Source organism: Cytobacillus sp. Bva_UNVM-123, assembly GCF_046351715.2.
GTDB lineage: Bacteria > Bacillota > Bacilli > Bacillales > Cytobacillaceae > Cytobacillus.
Map to the genome: position 1 here is coordinate 493,285 of NZ_CM177772.1, position 16,958 is coordinate 510,242.

General features: G+C 36.4%; 13 protein-coding genes and 1 other annotated feature. Of the genes, 9 read left to right on the forward strand and 4 right to left on the reverse strand.

Annotated elements, in window-relative coordinates; all coding sequences use genetic code 11:
• Nucleotides 1-51: 51 nt before the first annotated feature.
• The 3 genes from abc-f to KDN24_RS02555 all read left to right on the forward strand — a co-directional run bounded on the left by abc-f (nucleotide 52) and on the right by KDN24_RS02555 (nucleotide 4,222).
• Entirely contained in the window at nucleotides 52-1,920 is a 1,869-nt protein-coding gene (gene abc-f / locus KDN24_RS02545) for a ribosomal protection-like ABC-F family protein (protein ID WP_409975133.1), read from the forward strand.
• Between the two features lie 223 nt (nucleotides 1,921-2,143).
• The gene (locus tag KDN24_RS02550; RefSeq protein ID WP_409975134.1) at nucleotides 2,144-3,025 is read left to right on the forward strand and encodes a MerR family transcriptional regulator; all 882 of its coding nucleotides are present in this window, start codon (nucleotides 2,144-2,146) and stop codon (nucleotides 3,023-3,025) included.
• A gap of 174 nt (nucleotides 3,026-3,199) precedes the next feature.
• Nucleotides 3,200-4,222 (forward strand): serine hydrolase domain-containing protein, encoded by a 1,023-nt coding sequence (locus tag KDN24_RS02555; protein WP_409975135.1) that lies wholly within the window; start codon nucleotides 3,200-3,202, stop codon nucleotides 4,220-4,222.
• Nucleotides 4,223-4,357: 135 nt separating this feature from the next.
• Here the strand turns inward: KDN24_RS02555 and KDN24_RS02560 are convergent, their stop codons facing one another.
• Entirely contained in the window at nucleotides 4,358-4,768 is a 411-nt protein-coding gene (locus KDN24_RS02560; RefSeq protein ID WP_409975136.1) for a ClpX C4-type zinc finger protein, read from the reverse strand.
• Between the two features lie 179 nt (nucleotides 4,769-4,947).
• Nucleotides 4,948-5,218: a binding site (T-box leader), on the forward strand.
• A gap of 242 nt (nucleotides 5,219-5,460) precedes the next feature.
• Between KDN24_RS02560 and metG the strand changes: the two genes are divergently transcribed.
• Nucleotides 5,461-7,092 (forward strand): methionine--tRNA ligase, encoded by a 1,632-nt coding sequence (gene metG, locus KDN24_RS02565; protein ID WP_491348281.1) that lies wholly within the window; start codon nucleotides 5,461-5,463, stop codon nucleotides 7,090-7,092.
• Between the two features lie 108 nt (nucleotides 7,093-7,200).
• Here the strand turns inward: metG and KDN24_RS02570 are convergent, their stop codons facing one another.
• Entirely contained in the window at nucleotides 7,201-8,037 is an 837-nt protein-coding gene (locus KDN24_RS02570) for a TetR/AcrR family transcriptional regulator (protein WP_409975138.1), read from the reverse strand.
• Nucleotides 8,038-8,137: 100 nt separating this feature from the next.
• On the opposite strand from KDN24_RS02570, the gene KDN24_RS02575 reads away from it, so the two are divergent.
• The 4 genes from KDN24_RS02575 to KDN24_RS02590 all read left to right on the forward strand — a co-directional run bounded on the left by KDN24_RS02575 (nucleotide 8,138) and on the right by KDN24_RS02590 (nucleotide 14,243).
• The gene (locus KDN24_RS02575) at nucleotides 8,138-11,221 is read left to right on the forward strand and encodes an efflux RND transporter permease subunit (RefSeq protein WP_409975139.1); all 3,084 of its coding nucleotides are present in this window, start codon (nucleotides 8,138-8,140) and stop codon (nucleotides 11,219-11,221) included.
• Nucleotides 11,222-11,523: 302 nt separating this feature from the next.
• Nucleotides 11,524-11,820, forward strand: coding sequence for a hypothetical protein (locus tag KDN24_RS02580; protein ID WP_409975140.1), 297 nt, complete (start codon nucleotides 11,524-11,526; stop codon nucleotides 11,818-11,820).
• Nucleotides 11,817-12,515 (forward strand): ABC transporter ATP-binding protein, encoded by a 699-nt coding sequence (locus KDN24_RS02585; RefSeq protein WP_409975141.1) that lies wholly within the window; start codon nucleotides 11,817-11,819, stop codon nucleotides 12,513-12,515. Before KDN24_RS02580 ends, KDN24_RS02585 begins: the two co-directional genes overlap by 4 nt.
• 6 nt (nucleotides 12,516-12,521) lie before the next feature.
• On the forward strand, nucleotides 12,522-14,243 hold the full coding sequence (locus KDN24_RS02590) for an FtsX-like permease family protein (RefSeq protein ID WP_409975142.1): 1,722 nt from the start codon (nucleotides 12,522-12,524) through the stop codon (nucleotides 14,241-14,243).
• Between the two features lie 228 nt (nucleotides 14,244-14,471).
• Here KDN24_RS02590 and allD read toward each other — a convergent pair whose 3' ends face one another.
• Together allD and allE are read right to left on the reverse strand one after the other, a co-directional pair.
• Nucleotides 14,472-15,521 (reverse strand): ureidoglycolate dehydrogenase, encoded by a 1,050-nt coding sequence (gene allD / locus KDN24_RS02595; RefSeq protein WP_409975143.1) that lies wholly within the window; start codon nucleotides 15,519-15,521, stop codon nucleotides 14,472-14,474.
• Between the two features lie 67 nt (nucleotides 15,522-15,588).
• Entirely contained in the window at nucleotides 15,589-16,353 is a 765-nt protein-coding gene (allE, locus tag KDN24_RS02600; RefSeq protein ID WP_409975144.1) for a (S)-ureidoglycine aminohydrolase, read from the reverse strand.
• A gap of 322 nt (nucleotides 16,354-16,675) precedes the next feature.
• Here allE and KDN24_RS02605 point away from each other — a divergent pair, with 322 nt between their 5' ends.
• Nucleotides 16,676-16,924: an ATP-binding cassette domain-containing protein gene (locus tag KDN24_RS02605; protein WP_409975145.1), complete on the forward strand. Its 249-nt coding sequence runs from the start codon at nucleotides 16,676-16,678 to the stop codon at nucleotides 16,922-16,924.
• The last annotated feature ends 34 nt before the right edge of the window (nucleotides 16,925-16,958 follow it).

Here is a 16,958-nt window from a genome sequence, read left to right on the forward strand (position 1 = left end):
TGTATTCTCTATGGCTTTTTTGTGTGTATTTATTGAAGGAGGAATATCACAATGATTGCTTGCAGTGTGAATCAAGTAAAGAAATTATACGGAGGAAATACCATTTTTGAAAATATATCATTTGAAATTCAGGAAAAAGAACGGGTTGGTTTAGTCGGTCGGAATGGAAGTGGCAAAACAACATTGTTCCGCCTCCTTTCTGGTGAGGAATTACCTGATTCAGGTCAAATTCATTGGAAAAAAGGATCTCAAATTGGCTATCTGGAACAAATTCCAGATATTCACAATGAATTAACAACGAAGAATATTTTAAAGACAGCTTTCTTCGATCTTTTACGAATGGAAGAAAAGATGAAGGAGCTTGAAATGGATATGGGTAGGAGTGAAGACAATCTCGAAAAATTAATGAATGAATATGGAGATTTGCAAGATCAATTTACATTAAAAGGCGGATATGAAATCGATGCAAATATCGAAAAAATGGTTAATGGATTAAATATAAATAGCTTATTAGAAAAACCTTTTTTCACTTTAAGCGGTGGAGAAAAAACAAAGGTGAGTCTAGCATACATTCTTCTTAAAAATCCAGATTTTTTATTGCTTGATGAACCTACGAATCATTTAGATTTGATGGCAGTAGAGTGGCTAGGTGATTTTTTACAAAAATATAGTGGGACGGTTATTGTGATTTCACATGATCGCTATTTTCTAGATGAAGTGACAAATAAGATTTTGGATTTGGAGGACGGGGAAATTGAATGCTACCAAACAAATTTTTCAGGATTTGTAAAAGAAAAAGAGGAGCGTCTCCTCAGAGAATTTCATGCCTATGAAGAACAGCAGAAGAAAATAAAGAAAATGAAGGAAGCGATAAAACGTTTACGAGAGTGGGCAAATAGAGCCAATCCCCCGAATGAAGGGCTTCATAAACGAGCAAGAAATATGGAAAGAGCCTTAGAAAGAATGGAAAAGCTGAATCGTCCCATCATAAATCGAAAGAAAATGAGTCTAGAAATGGGGGCTTCGGAGCGAAGTGGGAATGATGTTATTATGCTCCAAGAAGTGGAAAAACGATTTGGGGAGCAGCTACTTTTTCAAAAGGTTAACATGCATGTACATTATCAGCAGCGAGCAGCAATCGTTGGAGAAAATGGAACGGGAAAATCGACTTTAATTAAATTGATTCTTCAACAATTACATGCTGATGAAGGGACAGTAAGAGTAGGTAGTAATGTGAAAATTGGCTATTTATCACAACATATTTTTTCCGATATGGTTGATGAAACGATTATGGAGGCGTTTCGCAATGAAGTAAAGGTGACAGAGGGAGAAGCGAGAGGAATTTTGGCGAGATTTTTATTCTATGGGCATACCGTCTTTCGCAAAGTTGCTCAGCTCAGCGGCGGAGAAAGGATGAGACTTCGCTTAGCACAGCTCATGTATCAAGATATGAATTTACTTATTTTAGATGAACCAACGAACCATTTAGATATTGAGTCGCGTGAAGTTTTAGAAGAAGCACTTGAGGATTTTAATGGAACGATTTTAGCTGTCTCACATGATCGTTACTTTCTTAACAAATTATTCGAAAAGATTTATTGGATTGAAGCCAAACAAGTGCATGGCTTTGAAGGGAATTACAATTGGGCGAAGGAGAAAATGGCTGAAAAGAGGATGAATCAGAAACAAAACCAGCCCGCGGTCAAAGGAAAAGATTTAAATAATCAAGTACATGATAAAAAAATTGATGTGAAAACGAGAAATCTAGAGCAGAATTTAGAAGTAGTCGAACAAAAAATTGCCAAGCTCGAGAGATTGTTAATGGAAGTTGAAAATTTGGACCAATTACAGCAATTGTATGTTGAAAAAGAGGAACTAGAGAACGAGTGGGAATGCCTCTATATTCAACTAGAAAAATAATCATGAGCCCCCATTTTAATTTAAAGCGGGGGCTTTGCCTTATTCATTTTTTCCGGGAACATAGTTAGTTGGTTCTAATTCACTACATTAATGTAGTGTGTGTCAACTGGGAAATGTAAAAATAGTGGAAGAATTGGAAAATGGGCTTTTAAATAGGTGATTGACTGGAACCTTAGGGGTTCGTTTACTATTAAATATATCATCTGAAAATGAGGTGCCTACAATGCGAATAGGTGAAGTGTCAAAACGCTGTAAGTTAACGAAGAAGGCAATAAGCTATTATGAAAAAGAGGGATTACTTGAGAAGAAATACGATTCGAATGGCTATCGAACATATGATGATATTGATGTGATTTTATTAAAAAAGGTTTTTATCCTTAGAAAGCTAGGCATGGGTGTTTCTGATATTAAAGCTATCATTCTTCACGGTGATATGCATGCTGCTTTACAAGCTTTTCAAGAAAAGCAAAAATTTCAAATCTCTCAATTAAAAGCCCAACATGACTATATATTGTATTATTTAAATCATTCTCTTTCTGTTGATGAGGCATTCAATGATATTGAACAAAAATTAGATCATTATATGTTAATTAAAGATAAATTATTGCAATGCTTTCCTGGGTATTTTGGTAAATACTTATACGTTCACTTTGGACCGTTTTTAGAGGGAGAAATAGACAGCAGTGAGAAACTGGCTGCATTTAATAGAATTGTTGACTATCTTGATAATGTCAAAGATGTAAGCTTTCCACATGATATCCAAGAGTATTTAACTGAGCAAATTGGAAGCCTTACTGAAATAAGCAAGATTGATACAGGAGTGTGTGAGGCATTAAAGGACTATGATCATTTCAAAATTGAAAATGATGATTGGATTAGAGTGTACTTAGAGTATCGGAATTCAGAGGAGTATAAATTAAGTCCTGCCTATAAATTGCAGCAGCTTATGATAAATTTCCAAAAAAATAGTGGTTATTCCGATATTTTTATTCCTAATTTGAAAATATTAAGTGAATCTTATAAGAACTATCATGATCGACTAAATGAGTTTAATGAGAAATTTATCGCAGATTATCCAGAGGCAGAAAAATTGCGGACTGAATAATCTCAAGTAATAATTTTCCTTATTATACAATAAATTACTATACTTATGTTATGCTTTATGAAAGGAGGATGATCGTATGATTCGTTATCAAATGTGAATGCTCTAACTAGATGTCCTTTTTCCTTTAACTCATACAATAAAACTAGTAAATAGGACATTTAGGAGGAATTTAAAATGAATAGTAGAGAATCAATGAGTAGAATAGAAGAAGTACAAGAGAATATACAATTTTCAGGAACGTTCTATGCAAAATCAAAAGAGAAAGTTTTAACAGGAAGCTATGGCTTTGCTAACCGTTCAGAAAAAAGTGATAATCAAACAAACACACGATATTCAATTGCTTCAGGTTGTAAAATCTTTACATCAATCGCGATTTGTCAACTTATTGAGGAAGGGAGAATCTCCTTCGATACGAAATTAAAAGAGTGCTTAAATATCGACTTTCCTCATCTTGATGAAGAAATCACAATCCACCACTTACTAACTCATACATCTGGGATGCCGGATTATTTTGATGAAGCTGAAATGAATGATTACGAGGAGCTCTGGATATCAACACCAATGTATCATATTCGTACGTTAAAGGATTTTTTGCCGTTATTTAAAAATAAAAAAATGAAAACAAGCGTAGGTAATTCTTTTCACTATAATAATTCTGGATATATTGTTTTGGGTCTTATCGTTGAGCATATTAGCGGACTCGTTTTTAGTGATTATGTTCAAGAATTCATTTTTCAAAAGGCAGGAATGATTGATTCTGGATATTTTGAAATGGATGAATTGCCTGAGAGAGTCGCACTTGGTTATATTCAGAAGCCTGACGGAGGCTGGAAAACGAATATTTATTCGCTTCCTGTTAAGAGTGCCTCTGATGGAGGAGCTTATGTGACGGCAAAAGACATGGTTACTTTTTGGGATGCACTTATGAATCACCAAATACTTACGAAAGAAATGACGCAGATTTTGTTTATCCCCCGTACAAAGGTAGTAGCAGATATTTATTATGGATATGGGGGATATATGGAAGTAAATGAAGATAAAGTTGTAAAGTATATTTTAATGGGCTATGATCCTGGAGTGAATTTTCGCTCAGTGTATTATCCAGATTCATGTCTTACTATCATTGTTTGTTCAAATAAATCCGATGGTGCTTATGAAATGCTCAAAGCAATTGAAACTGTAATGTTATTAAAATAAGCGAGCTAATCGGGATTTTCGGACTTAGTCTTTTCTTTAAAAAAAGATAAAATATGAAGGAGAACACAAATGACTTGTTCTCTGTGTTCTCCTTATAAAATTTAGAAGGAATGGCTACCTAGTATTGGGCAAAAATTATTTTTCCTGTGAACTGGATTTTATAACAGCTTCACCAAATTTTAAACATTCACTACAGATGGATACACCAGGTCCTAATGCTAATTCTCCAACTTCTTCCTTACTCTTCCCGCAAAAAGAACAAGTCTGAATATATTCATTGTTATTTGTCATGTTTTCACCCTCTCCTCTTGTAACAGCCGTGTAAAAATGCTCGATTACATCATGATCGGTGTAATCAAAATAACCCTTTAGCTTGAGTGCGATTGACATATAGGCCATTGACATTCCTTCGTAAAAACGTTGTCTATCTAGTTGTTCACTGGTTTTTACCTTTTCTTCACATAGGTGGCTTAAATTTTCTAATTCTTTAATAGTGTCTTCAATTTTTGCACCTCGAAATAGCTTTTTTCGAAAGTCTTGTTCCATTCCACATCACCTCCATTTCTTAATCATGTAAACAATTGTATACATGATCAATAATATATATTCTCCAAATGGATAAATGTTCCTTTATTTTTAATAAATTTTGGATTCTAAATTTTATTAATAAAACCACTTTTTGAATTTACAAATTGTAACAACTCAAATATAATAGTAGAAATATCTTAAAGGCATTGAAGGGAAAAAGTAAATTGAAGTTGTTTTTTACAGAGAGCCTCGGCAGCTGAAAAGGGGTAAAATCACTCAATTGAACAATGGTCTCTGAGCCTCGGTCTGAACGTTTCGAGATGCTGAAATCAGTAGGATGCGACAAGTGTTGGCACTTGTTATCAAAGCCACAGTATAAGGGTAGAAACCCTTTGTACTTGTAGAGACTAATAGTGTGAGCTATTAGTAAAGTAAAGTGGAACCACGAATGAATACCTCGTCTTTATCAATTTTGATAAAGGCGGGGTTTTTTATTTGAAATTATAGGCTCTGTTAACCTAGGCTGTTGATTTCCGCTCCAGGTTGCTTAGCGATCGCGGCGGTCCGGAAGCCTCCTCGGCGCTATCGCACCTGCGGGGTCTCCCTTGTCCCTTCCTCCCGCAGGAGTCTCGCACCTTCCGCTCCAATCAACAGGTGCAAAAATCAACAATTCCCTTTAACAGAGCCAAATTAAAAAAGGAGTGGTAAACATGGGTGTTTTTATAGGTGGAGCTTGGCCATATGCAAATGGTTCTTTACATCTTGGACATATTGCAAGCTTATTGCCAGGAGATATTTTGGCGAGGTATTTTCGTATGAAGGATGAAGAGGTTCTCTATGTATCAGGGAGTGATTGTAATGGGACACCAATTGCAATTAAAGCAAAGCAAGAAGGCGTAACCCCGAAGGCAATTTCTGATCATTTTCATAAGGAGTTTAAAGAATGCTTCTTAAAGTTAGGCTTTACTTATGATTGTTACACGAGAACCGATACAGTAAACCATCATAAAACCGTACAAGGGATTTTTCTTACACTGCTTGAAAACGGTTATCTTTATAAAAAAGAAATTGAACAAACGTATTGTGATAGCTGTGAGCTGTTTTTACCGGATAGATATGTAGAAGGAAAATGTCCCCATTGTGGCCAATCAGCAAGAGGTGATCAGTGTGACGCTTGCTCCAATATTTTAGATCCGATCGAGCTTTTGGGGAAATCTTGTAAATTATGCGGAAAAACGCCATCTATCAAAAAGACAGAACACTTTTATTTTGCTTTGAGCTCTTTCCAGTCAATGCTTGAGCGCCTTGTAAAACAAGCAAAAATAAGTGGGAAATGGCGTCATAATGCCATTCAATTAACGGAACGATATTTAAATGAAGGCTTACAGGATCGTGCAGCATCAAGGGATTTAATAAATGGTGTTAGCATTCCGGTAAAAGGATACGAAGAAAAGAAAGTTTATGTATGGATAGAAGCTGTTTCAGGCTATTATTCAGCAAGTAAGCAATGGGCAGCAGAACATGATCAAAATGAAAATAACTTTTGGAAGGAGGGAACAAAAGCATATTATGTTCATGGGAAAGATAATATCCCTTTTCATACGATTATTTGGCCAGCCATTATAAGTGGCACGGAATTAAAAGGATTACCGACCCATATTATTTCGAATGAATACCTTACAGTTGAAAAAAAGAAGCTATCAACAAGTAGGAATTGGGCAGTGTGGATCCCTGACATAGTAGAGCGATACGATCCAGATTCAATTCGCTATTTTCTAACAATCAATGCTCCTGAAAATAGAGATACTGACTTCTCCTGGAAGGAGTTCATTTATAGTCATAATAGTGAACTACTTGGTGCTTATGGGAATTTTATTAATAGAACATTAAAATTTATAGAAAAAAATTATCATACTATTCCAAAGGGAACTATCGATGAAGAAATAAAAGCTAGCATCATAGAATTGTATGACCGTACAGGCAAAAATATTGAAGCCGGACATTTTAAACAGGCGCTAGAGGAAATTTTCACCTTTGTTCGCTATGCAAATAAGTATTTTGATGAAAGAGAGCCTTGGAAGGATATAAAGATAAACCCAGAATCATGTAAGAATACCATATCAAACTGTGTACTCATCATTACAAATTTAATTCAACTATTAAGTCCTTTTTTACCTTTTTCAAGTGAGGAAGTAAAGAAGCTGTTAGGGCTTAAAGAGCTGAAATGGCAGTTTATTCAACTAGAAAATGCTCAAATAACCAATGTAAACCCATTGTTTGAACGAATTGATGTGAAACAGATTGAGGAAGAACTTGCTAAACTAAATCAAGCAGCAAAGTGAGAGTTCATTCCGTTGAACATCTAATAATTTATAATCGTGCTTATAAATAATGTGATTAAAATTAAAAATATATGAGCGGGCTTAGTCGGGGAACTGAGCCCATTTCTACTAAAATCGAAAATAACTCCGCAACAAATAAGAAATCCATTTGCATTGAGGATGATTTCGAATGTTTTCATACAGCCCTTTCACGATTGCTGGGCTGAAATTCGGATCAAGCAGCTGTTGATTTAGGAGGATTAATGACTCCTTCTCAATCGGTTCTTCAATTTCTTCGATTTTTTCTTTAATTAGGTTAACGATTTGTTCCTTTGGTATTTCTTCATTCATTGGTTGCTTATACATTTGGATAAGCTCCTCTGAAATAAATGGTAAGGTCGTATGCTTCGCAAGCAAATTTGTTTTTTCTACAAGGGATTTTGCTAGTAGATCCAAATCTAGTGGTAACGTAGAAAAGAAAAATAATTCGGTATACGTATTCATAAATCCCTTAATGCAATAAAGTAAATCAAATTTTGTTTCTTCTACAGTTTCTCCATATAGACGATCAATCATGGAAGAAATAATATTCTCCATTATGCTATTGTAATAGCGAATTTTAATAAGGAGTTCCTCATTATTACATGACTGGGTTTGCTCCTTGACGAAAACTTTGGCGAAATCTGAATGCTTATGGAATGACTGGAAGGTTGTGTAATAAAATTTATATAAAAGCTCATCATCATCCTTCATGTTTGCGACTTGATAGTCAATATCTGAGATGATTTGCATCATGAAGTAGTCAATTAAGGCTGTAACTAGCTCGTCCTTTGATTTGAAGGACAAGTAAAAAGCTCCTTTCGAAATGCCGCAATAATCGGTTATATGTTGGACAGGAGTGGCTTCAATCCCTTGCTTCGCAAAAAGCTCCAAAGCCTTTTCCATAATCAATTGTTTTTTATTCATTATTTGATATCGCTCCTACCTCTTATTGTTTGACAAATGACCAATCGGTCATTATTATAAGAAATTGAGTTAGAAAAGTCAATAAAGGGTAGGTGTCATAGTGAACGGTCTAGTCAATTTTGTCCTGAGAAATAAATTAGCAGTATGGTTGCTGACGATTATTATTACTGTGTCAGGTATTTACTCAGGCACACGAATGAAAACAGAAACGATCCCGAATATATCGATTCCATATTTAATGGTTATGGGCGTTTATCCTGGAGCAACTCCTGAGAAAGTGATGAATGATGTTTCAATGCCTTTGGAGAAGGCGGCAGAAAACCTTGAAAATGTAAAAGCTGTTTATTCAAATTCATATTCTAATATGTCAAGTATTCAAGTGGAATATGAATATGGCATAGATATGGATGAGGCAAAGCGTGCATTACAATCTGCATTAGATAATGTGACATTACCGGAAGGAGCTCAAAAACCGACCATTACCGCAATTAGCATGAATATGATGCCAGTTGTTGCTCTGAGTGTTAGTAGCTCTAAAGAGGATATTGTTGAACTAACTTCGACTGTAGAGGATGTAGTACTTCCAAAAATCGCAAAAATCGACGGGGTTGCATCTGCAACCATTACAGGTCAGCATATTGAAGAAGTTCAGCTCGTCTACAATGAAGAGAAAATGAAAGAGCTTGGTTTAACTGAAGATACAGTTAAACAAATGATTCAAGCGAGTGATTTAGCTGTTTCCCTAGGTCTTTACGAGTTTAAAGACGGTGAGCAGGCTGTAGCGGTTGATGGTAAGTTCATGACAGCTGATGAATTAAAAGGAATGCTTATCCCTGTAACACCATCAGCAACCAATCCATCTCCGTTTGTGAAGCTTAGTGATATTGCTGACATTGAAGTAGTTGGGAAGGTTCAATCTGTTTCACGTACAAATGGCAAAGATGCCATTGCGATTCAAATTGTAAAAGGACAACAAGCAAACACTGTTGATGTTGTGAACAGTGTGAAGGATTTAATTGATGAAGAACAGAAAAAAATCGATGGTCTGAAAATCGATGTTTCCCTTGACCAAGGGAAGCCAATTGAAGATTCGATTAGTACGATGATCGAAAAAGCTTTATTTGGTGGTTTAATTGCCGTATTAATTATTTTGTTATTTTTACGAGACTTTAAATCAACCATTATTTCAATCGTATCTATTCCAGTTTCGCTCTTTATGGCTTTATTGCTATTAAATTGGCTGGATATTACATTAAATATGATGACACTCGGAGCGATTACAGTTGCGATCGGTCGTGTCATTGATGACTCAATTGTCGTAGTTGAAAATATTTATCGTCGACTGCATTTAAAGGAAGAGAAGTTATCAGGTCGTGCACTTGTTCGCGAAGCGACAATTGAAATGTTCCGACCAATTATGTCTTCAACTTTAGTAACGGTTGCCGTATTTGCTCCACTTATTTTTGTAGGTGGAATGGTCGGAGAATTGTTCATGCCGTTCGCATTAACGATGTCGTTTGCGCTCGGAGCTTCATTAGTTGTTGCAATTACAGTTGTTCCTGCACTATCACACTTCTTATTTAAGAAGAAATTATATAGTGAAAAGACGGAAAGCAGCCATAAAGAAGCTGGAAGATTATCTAAATGGTATAAAGGAGTTCTTGAAAAGACACTTAATCATAAAGTGATTACTTCCCTCATTGCCATTGTATTACTAGGTGGCAGTTTGGCGCTAACTCCATTCATTGGTTTCAGCTTCATGGGCAGTGAAGAAGATAAAGTAATGTATTTAACCTATACTCCAGAAGCAGGTGAGCTACGTGAGGATACATTAGCCAATGTTCATGAGGTAGAAGAGAAATTATTGAAACGCGACGATATTGATATCGTACAAGTATCGGTTACAGAGAAAGGCGATACATCATCTGCAATGATGGGTGGTAATGGAGGCGGTGCATTAATGTACCTAATCTTTGACCCAGAAATGGATAACTTCCCAGAAGTACGTAAAGATATTGAAGATTATGTGTTCAATATTGGGCAATCAGGCGAATGGAAGAGTCAAAACTTCTCTTCAATGGGAATGTCGACAAACGAGTCAAGCTACACATTCTACAGTGAAGATTTAGACAAACTAAATGAAGCTGTAAAGATGGTAGAAGATGTCATGAATAAAAATGACGGCATCGAGGATGTTTCTTCAACTGCTGAAGATGCATATGTTGAATATACCTTCAAAGTTGCCCAAGATGAATTATTACAATATGGTTTAACAACAGGTCAAATCATTATGATGTTAAACCCGAATAAGACAAAAGAAGTATTAACGACAGTTGAAAAAAATGGAAACTCTATTGATGTGATTGTTCAGCAAGAACAAGCAGCACAACCGAAGTCAATAGATGATATTTTAGCAACAGAAGTACCGACAGCTTTAGGTACGAAAATGCCACTTTCTGAACTAGTCAAAGTTGAGAAAGGGACAACATTAAATACGCTTGCACGTAGTAAAGGTGAATATTATGCAACGGTTTCAGGGAAAATCATCGGCAACGATATTTCCAAAGCAACTTCTGAAATCGATAAAGAAATTGATAAGTTAGATTTGCCTAAAGGTGTTACGGTTGGAGTAGCGGGTGTAGCTGCAGATATGAATGAAACCTTTACACAGCTAGGTGTAGCGATGCTGGCTGCAGTAGCGATCGTATACTTCATTCTTGTCGTCACATTTGGTGAAGGGATTGCACCATTCTCCATTCTATTCTCCTTGCCGTTTGCGGTCATTGGTTCATTTGTCGGATTATTAATCGCTGGTGAAACCATTTCTGTTTCGGTCATGATGGGGTTATTAATGTTAATCGGAATCATCGTAACGAATGCCATCGTATTAGTCGATCGCATCGTACGGATGGAACGAAGTGGTATGGGCATGCGTGAAGCCATTCTAGAAGCGGGGGCAACACGTTTACGTCCAATCCTTATGACAGCTATTGCAACTATCGGAGCGCTTATTCCATTAGCACTTGGAAACGGCGGTGGAGGTCTAATTTCGAAAGGCCTTGCCATTTCCGTAATCGGCGGATTAGCAAGCTCAACATTATTAACATTAATCATCGTTCCAATCGTTTATGAAGTATTATCGAAGCTCTTTAAGAAAAATCGTAAAGAGATAGAAGAAAACTAATAGGGACAGGTTACTCGTCCCAGAATAAATCAAATCGCACCTAAAAGGCACTCACTTTGTAGTGAGTGCCTTTTTATGTGCGAATGAGTCTCAAAAAAATCAAAGTAGATTTCAATGATGAAGTTAGATAAATATCCAGTTTTTACATTATCACCCAATGAATGTCACTTTTCTTACTTACAATTGCTTTGACTCTCCATTATAATGAGGTGGAAATTTGTATTTTGGTTGTTTGCCATGGCATCTTAGTTCATTACGAGTTGAAGGATAAAAAACATCTTATATACTTGGAGGGAGAATGATTGATTATCCATTTGGAAGAGCTTGCTAAGCAGCAAGAATTAGAGGTAATTGTGAAATATACGCAAATGAATGATACGGTTCATCAGCTTATTACTACCATCAAGTCACATGACAAACGAATAAATGGAAGTTATGAGGATAAGCAGTTTCGCATTAAAGCATTTGATATTTATTATATTGAGAGTGTTGACAAGAAGACATTCATTTACTGTGAAGATAGTGCATTTATTAATAGAGAAATAGAAAAAAACGCCCATAAGAGGAATGGAAACTCGGAAAGGGGGCTTCCGGTATGAGCTCTATTATCACAACACAAAAGATTATAAAGAAGTTTAATAACTATGAGACCATTCTGAAAGGGATCGATTTATCGATTGCCGCGAATTCCTTTACCGTTATATTAGGCCCGAGTGGTTCTGGGAAAAGTACTTTGCTTAATATTATGTCTGGGCTATTGCAGCCAACTTCTGGTTCTGTCCTTTATAAGGGTCAAGAGATAACGAAGATGAATGACAAAAAGCTCGCATTATGGAAACGTAATGAAGTAAGTCATATTTTTCAAAACTATTTATTGTTGTCGAATTTAACTGCAGCGGAAAATATTCGGCTAGGTTTGTCTCCTAAAACAACCCCATTGCCTTATAAGGAGCTGACAAAAACGCTGGGGATTGACACCATTCTTGATAAGTTCCCTTCACAATTATCGGGGGGTCAGCAGCAGCGGGTTGCTATTGCGAGAGCTGTCATTAAGAAACCCAATCTATTATTTTGTGATGAGGCAACCGGTTCACTTGATGAAGAAAATAGCAAGGGAGTTATTGCTCTTTTACATGAAATAAAACAGCAATATGGGGTAACGACGATTTTTATTACCCATAATTTACGAATTGCCGATACAGCAGATCGCGTAATTACGCTAAAGGATGGGCTTGTTATTAAGGATGAGCATAATGAGAACCCAATAACTGCACATAAAATGGTGTGGGGGTAGATAAAGATGAAGCTTTTATGGAAGCAAACATTTAAAAATATGTATCAAAACAAGAGCTATGTGATGATCTTGTTTTTGCTAACTAGCTTGACATCCTTTATGTATTTTTTTGTCCGTTTTTCGATCGATATGAATCTTCCAGCGATAGAGCAGCTGTTGCAAACGGGAGTTGATTTAAGCGAGAATCAACAAAAATATGTAACAGCCTTACAATCAAACACGATTTTAGCCAATAATTTTTTAATTGTGTCGTTACTATTAAGCGCGTTTGTTTTTTATATGTTTTATAAGCGTTACTTTACACTGCATCAAAAAGAAATCGGCTGTTATAAAGCTCTCGGATTCACAAATACTGAAATTAGTCGTCTATTTGTCCTCTTTTCGTTCATGATTTGTTCAGTAGCTACGCTAGTCGGACTAATAGGGGGCTGGTTTGGCTCAGATATTATGATTGATGCCAGTAAAGCGTCCTATAATATTGAAGAAGTACAAAAAGGAATAAATCTTATTAGTTTCTTTTACGGTGTTTGTTTAGTCATTATTGTATTAGCTGTCATTACACTTTTGGCGTGTAGCCAATTTTTCAAAAAGGATGCAGCACTCCTGATTTCAGGTAAAGATAGTCAAAAGGAAAACCGAATCATTATCGCCATTTCAAACAAGCTGGCAAATTTGTTTCCAGAGAAAAGTCGATTTTCAATTAGAATAGCGCTGAGGAAGCCTATGACAATTCTTCTAACAATTACTGCTGTTGGAGCTGTTACGACATTATTTATCATGAGCTTTTCGTTAAATTTAAGTAGTCAAAAGGTATTTTCCTCGCAGACGAAGGGACATCATTATAACTATAATACAAGATTCGATTCTTACCAGTATGGCAGTCTTGAGGATAGTGAAATCGTCTATTACTTACGAGCCCCTATTGAGGAAGAAGCAAAAACGGGCTTAAGGCAAGTGATTGGGGTAAATGCGACTGGTACACTGCTTGAACTAGAGAGCATGAACAATGAACGGTTAGCCATTCCTAAAGGGGAGTATGTCATCATTAACCCAGCACTCGTGGAATTATACGGATTACAGATCGGGGATACGATGACGTTCATGATTAATGGGCAGGTAAGAATAGCCGTTATAAGCCATATTGCCCAAAATGCAGAAGCAGATACGGTTTATATCTCAAAAACACAATTAGCAAAATGGTTGAATGTCCCAAATGATGCCTATTCGGGGGTGTGGAGTAAAAAGCTAATAAAAGGCGATCACGCAAACGTGATCACAAAGGAGCAACGGTTGGATGAGCTTGATCAAGCAGCCGTATCCAATCGGATAAGCGGGGTCATCAATCAAGTGATCGGATGTGTAATTGGCATCCTATTAATCTATCTCGTTCTTCTCCTTAATTTTCAGGATAGCTTGAAAGATATTTTAGTTTTGAATCTGCTAGGTTATTCACCAAAGAAAATAAATAACATGCTTATTACTGTTTATCGTCCCATTATATGGATAGCATTTATTATTATGCTCTATCCAAGCATTTGGATGGTGAAATCTATCCAAAAGGGACTCTCAATACAAACGGAAGATTATATGCCATTTCAGACGAATCTATCTATCATCCTAGCGGTATTTCTAATAATCAACATGATTTATTCGATTGTTCAGATCTTTTTCCATAAGAAAATAAGAAGGATTGTGAAGCAGGAAAAAACGGCTGATTATGTTAATTAAGATTACCTATTGTTTAAATTATTGACTCGATATGCATATGAAAAGAGGGAGTGCCAAAAGTATAACTTTTGGCGCGCCCCTCTTTGTATAATCCTATTAACTTGTCCGCTTTTCCCGCAGGACGTTGAATAATCATCTCCGAATTAACTCCGCACGAGAAAATGCGTATGCATTTTCGAGGAGTCTTCGCGCCTTCCATACAATCAACTTAGTGCAAAAAATTTCATTTTATTTCGCAAAAGGATCTTTATGATCAAAGCTATTATTGTGAATCGTCTCGGACATGAGATATTCGTAAACCTCATCAACAATCTCAATTCCGTTTTTATCGCTTTCCATTTCACTTATTGTATTAATTTGACCAGGGTAGAAAACTTGCTTGAAGCCTGGCGCTGGTTTTATCGCTGTTAAATCACTCATTGTTTTTGTGATATTCTCCATAAAAGCTGTTGAATTTGTAAAAAATGCTGGATTTATGACGATCAGAAGCTGCCCTAAGTTTCTATCTTCAGTTAGATCATGATACATGGAAGTTACTTTATTGCCTGAAGGCAGGCCAAGAAGTACACCTGCTAAAATATCAACCATCATCATTAATCCATAGCCTTTAGGTCCGGCTATCGGCAATAAAGAATGTACTTGGAACGGGTCTGTTGTAGGTTCGCCATTTTTGTCGACTGCCCAGCCTTCTTCTATCGGGGTATTTTTCGAGCGGGCATGTAATACTTTCCCCCAAGCCTGTACAGTTGTTGCCATATCAAAAATGATATTCTCGCCATTATTGCCTGGTGCTGAAAAAGCAATTGGATTTGTACCGTAATAAGGTTCTGAGCCCCCATAAGGCACGACCATCGGATCAGATTGGCAGACGGAAAGACCAATTAATTTTTCCTTTGCAGCCATTTCAACATAATAGGAGAGAGAACCACTATGACCAATTCTTCTTACCCCAACAATCGCAATGCCATTTTCCTTTGCCATTTTTATAGCTTCTTCCATAGCTTGTTTTGCTGCAACATGTCCAGCTCCATTGTCACCATCAAAAATGGCAGAGCATGGTCCAGTTTTTTCAAAAGTAAAATTTGGGGCTGTATTTGTTCCGCCCTTTGAAATTCTTTCTGCATAATATTCAACACGCATAGCTCCGTGTGAGTGAACACCTCTAGCATCAGCATGGGCCAGCACATCTGCTACCACAGCTGCATGCTCCTCTGTTAAACCTGCACGGTGAAGTTTCGTTGTCATTAAATTCTTTAATTCTTGTCTCGTTACCTTCATCTTTATACTTAATCCCCTTTGTTTTCGTTAAATTCTTCTTGCTGTCACTATCTTTAGAATATACAAGTTAAAGCTCTTCATCCCGATTGCAATCTTTCGAATAAACATAAGTTAAGTTTTCTCTTCCAACTGCGTAAGCTGCCTGCTGTACATAAGCGCCCATAAAAATATAATCCCCTTTTTTCACAGGAATCCAGTTATTATCTAGGTTGTACATTCCTTCACCTGATAAAAGATAGGCACCATGCTCTTGGACATGTGTTTCGATAAATGGATGGCATGCAGCCGGATCGAATGAAAGGATATGGAAATTCATATCAAATGTTAGCTCCGTTGGTAACAAGTCCTTCATTCCAACATTGTGCATGTCATCATATTGTCTAAAGGCAATGTTATTCGCATGGTCAGAAACAACCCAAGGCTTTGAGCCATCAAGTGGACGATACTTTCTCTTATATAGGAAAAGCTTCGAATCACTATCATGAAGATTCTCTAAATACATTTTTACCCCTGGTGGACAATATAAGTATCCGCTTTCTTCAAGCGTAAAATCCTCTTTCCCTGCCGCAGCCTTCACCTTTCCTTCAATGACATATACGAAGGTTTGGATATCAGCTTGACCGCCAAATCCAGTAAGATTCTTTCCGCCTTCCTTCATTGTCACAATATAATCGACAAAGTTAGCTCCTAGCTTTGGAGAGCCAAGGATTGAAATGAGGCAATTTTCAAATCCTGGTATGACATTGTTAACTAACCCCTCAGGTGCGATGAGCGCAAATTGCCCATGCTTAATAATCGATCTACTTGCTAATAAATCTTTTGGATAGCCCATATTCCCATTCCCCTTTCGATTTAAAAATATCCTCCTACTAGAAATTTTAAACTTTAAATATGAGTACGTCATTATTGAAAATAGCCAAAAAACTTATCATATTTTGTCTATTTTGAATAAAGAATTAGGCTACCATAATTATTTTCTAGGATTGATTTAACATTCATTAAAGAAAATTTGCACAATCTTAATGAATCTTTACCTTCTCTTAAATTTTCGTTAATAGACGAGAGATACAATGAAATACTGCACAACATGCAGTGAAGAATGCTAAAGCTGATTATCGTTAACTAAAAATGCTTCGTTTCGGGAGGAAACTGTCATGAATGTGAAGTTAAACAATCTTTCGATGGAATTTCAAGATGTTATGGCTGTTAAGGAGTTAAATTTATTAATTGAAAATGGAAAACTAGTCTCCATTCTAGGTCCAAGTGGTTGTGGGAAAAGTACAACACTGTACATGATTGCAGGCATTTATAAACCAACAGATGGCGAATTGTCTTTCAATGAAAAAGTAGTGAATGGTCTTGAACCAGAACAGCTGTCTTTGAACCAGAAACGGCATATTTAGCTAGTAAGCATTTATGTGAGCATGATTTTCTCGT

Coding starts and splice junctions, on each gene's coding strand:
- KDN24_RS02550 (WP_409975134.1), top strand. CDS start 2,144: ATGCGAATAGGTGAAGTGTCAAAACGCTGTAAGTTAACGAAGAAGGCA.
- KDN24_RS02570 (WP_409975138.1), bottom strand. CDS start 8,037: ATGAATAAAAAACAATTGATTATGGAAAAGGCTTTGGAGCTTTTTGCG.
- KDN24_RS02590 (WP_409975142.1), top strand. CDS start 12,522: ATGAAGCTTTTATGGAAGCAAACATTTAAAAATATGTATCAAAACAAG.
- allD (WP_409975143.1), bottom strand. CDS start 15,521: ATGAAGGTAACGAGACAAGAATTAAAGAATTTAATGACAACGAAACTT.
- allE (WP_409975144.1), bottom strand. CDS start 16,353: ATGGGCTATCCAAAAGATTTATTAGCAAGTAGATCGATTATTAAGCAT.
- KDN24_RS02555 (WP_409975135.1), top strand. CDS start 3,200: ATGAATAGTAGAGAATCAATGAGTAGAATAGAAGAAGTACAAGAGAAT.
- KDN24_RS02560 (WP_409975136.1), bottom strand. CDS start 4,768: ATGGAACAAGACTTTCGAAAAAAGCTATTTCGAGGTGCAAAAATTGAA.
- abc-f (WP_409975133.1), top strand. CDS start 52: ATGATTGCTTGCAGTGTGAATCAAGTAAAGAAATTATACGGAGGAAAT.
- KDN24_RS02605 (WP_409975145.1), top strand. CDS start 16,676: ATGAATGTGAAGTTAAACAATCTTTCGATGGAATTTCAAGATGTTATG.
- metG (WP_491348281.1), top strand. CDS start 5,461: ATGGGTGTTTTTATAGGTGGAGCTTGGCCATATGCAAATGGTTCTTTA.
- KDN24_RS02585 (WP_409975141.1), top strand. CDS start 11,817: ATGAGCTCTATTATCACAACACAAAAGATTATAAAGAAGTTTAATAAC.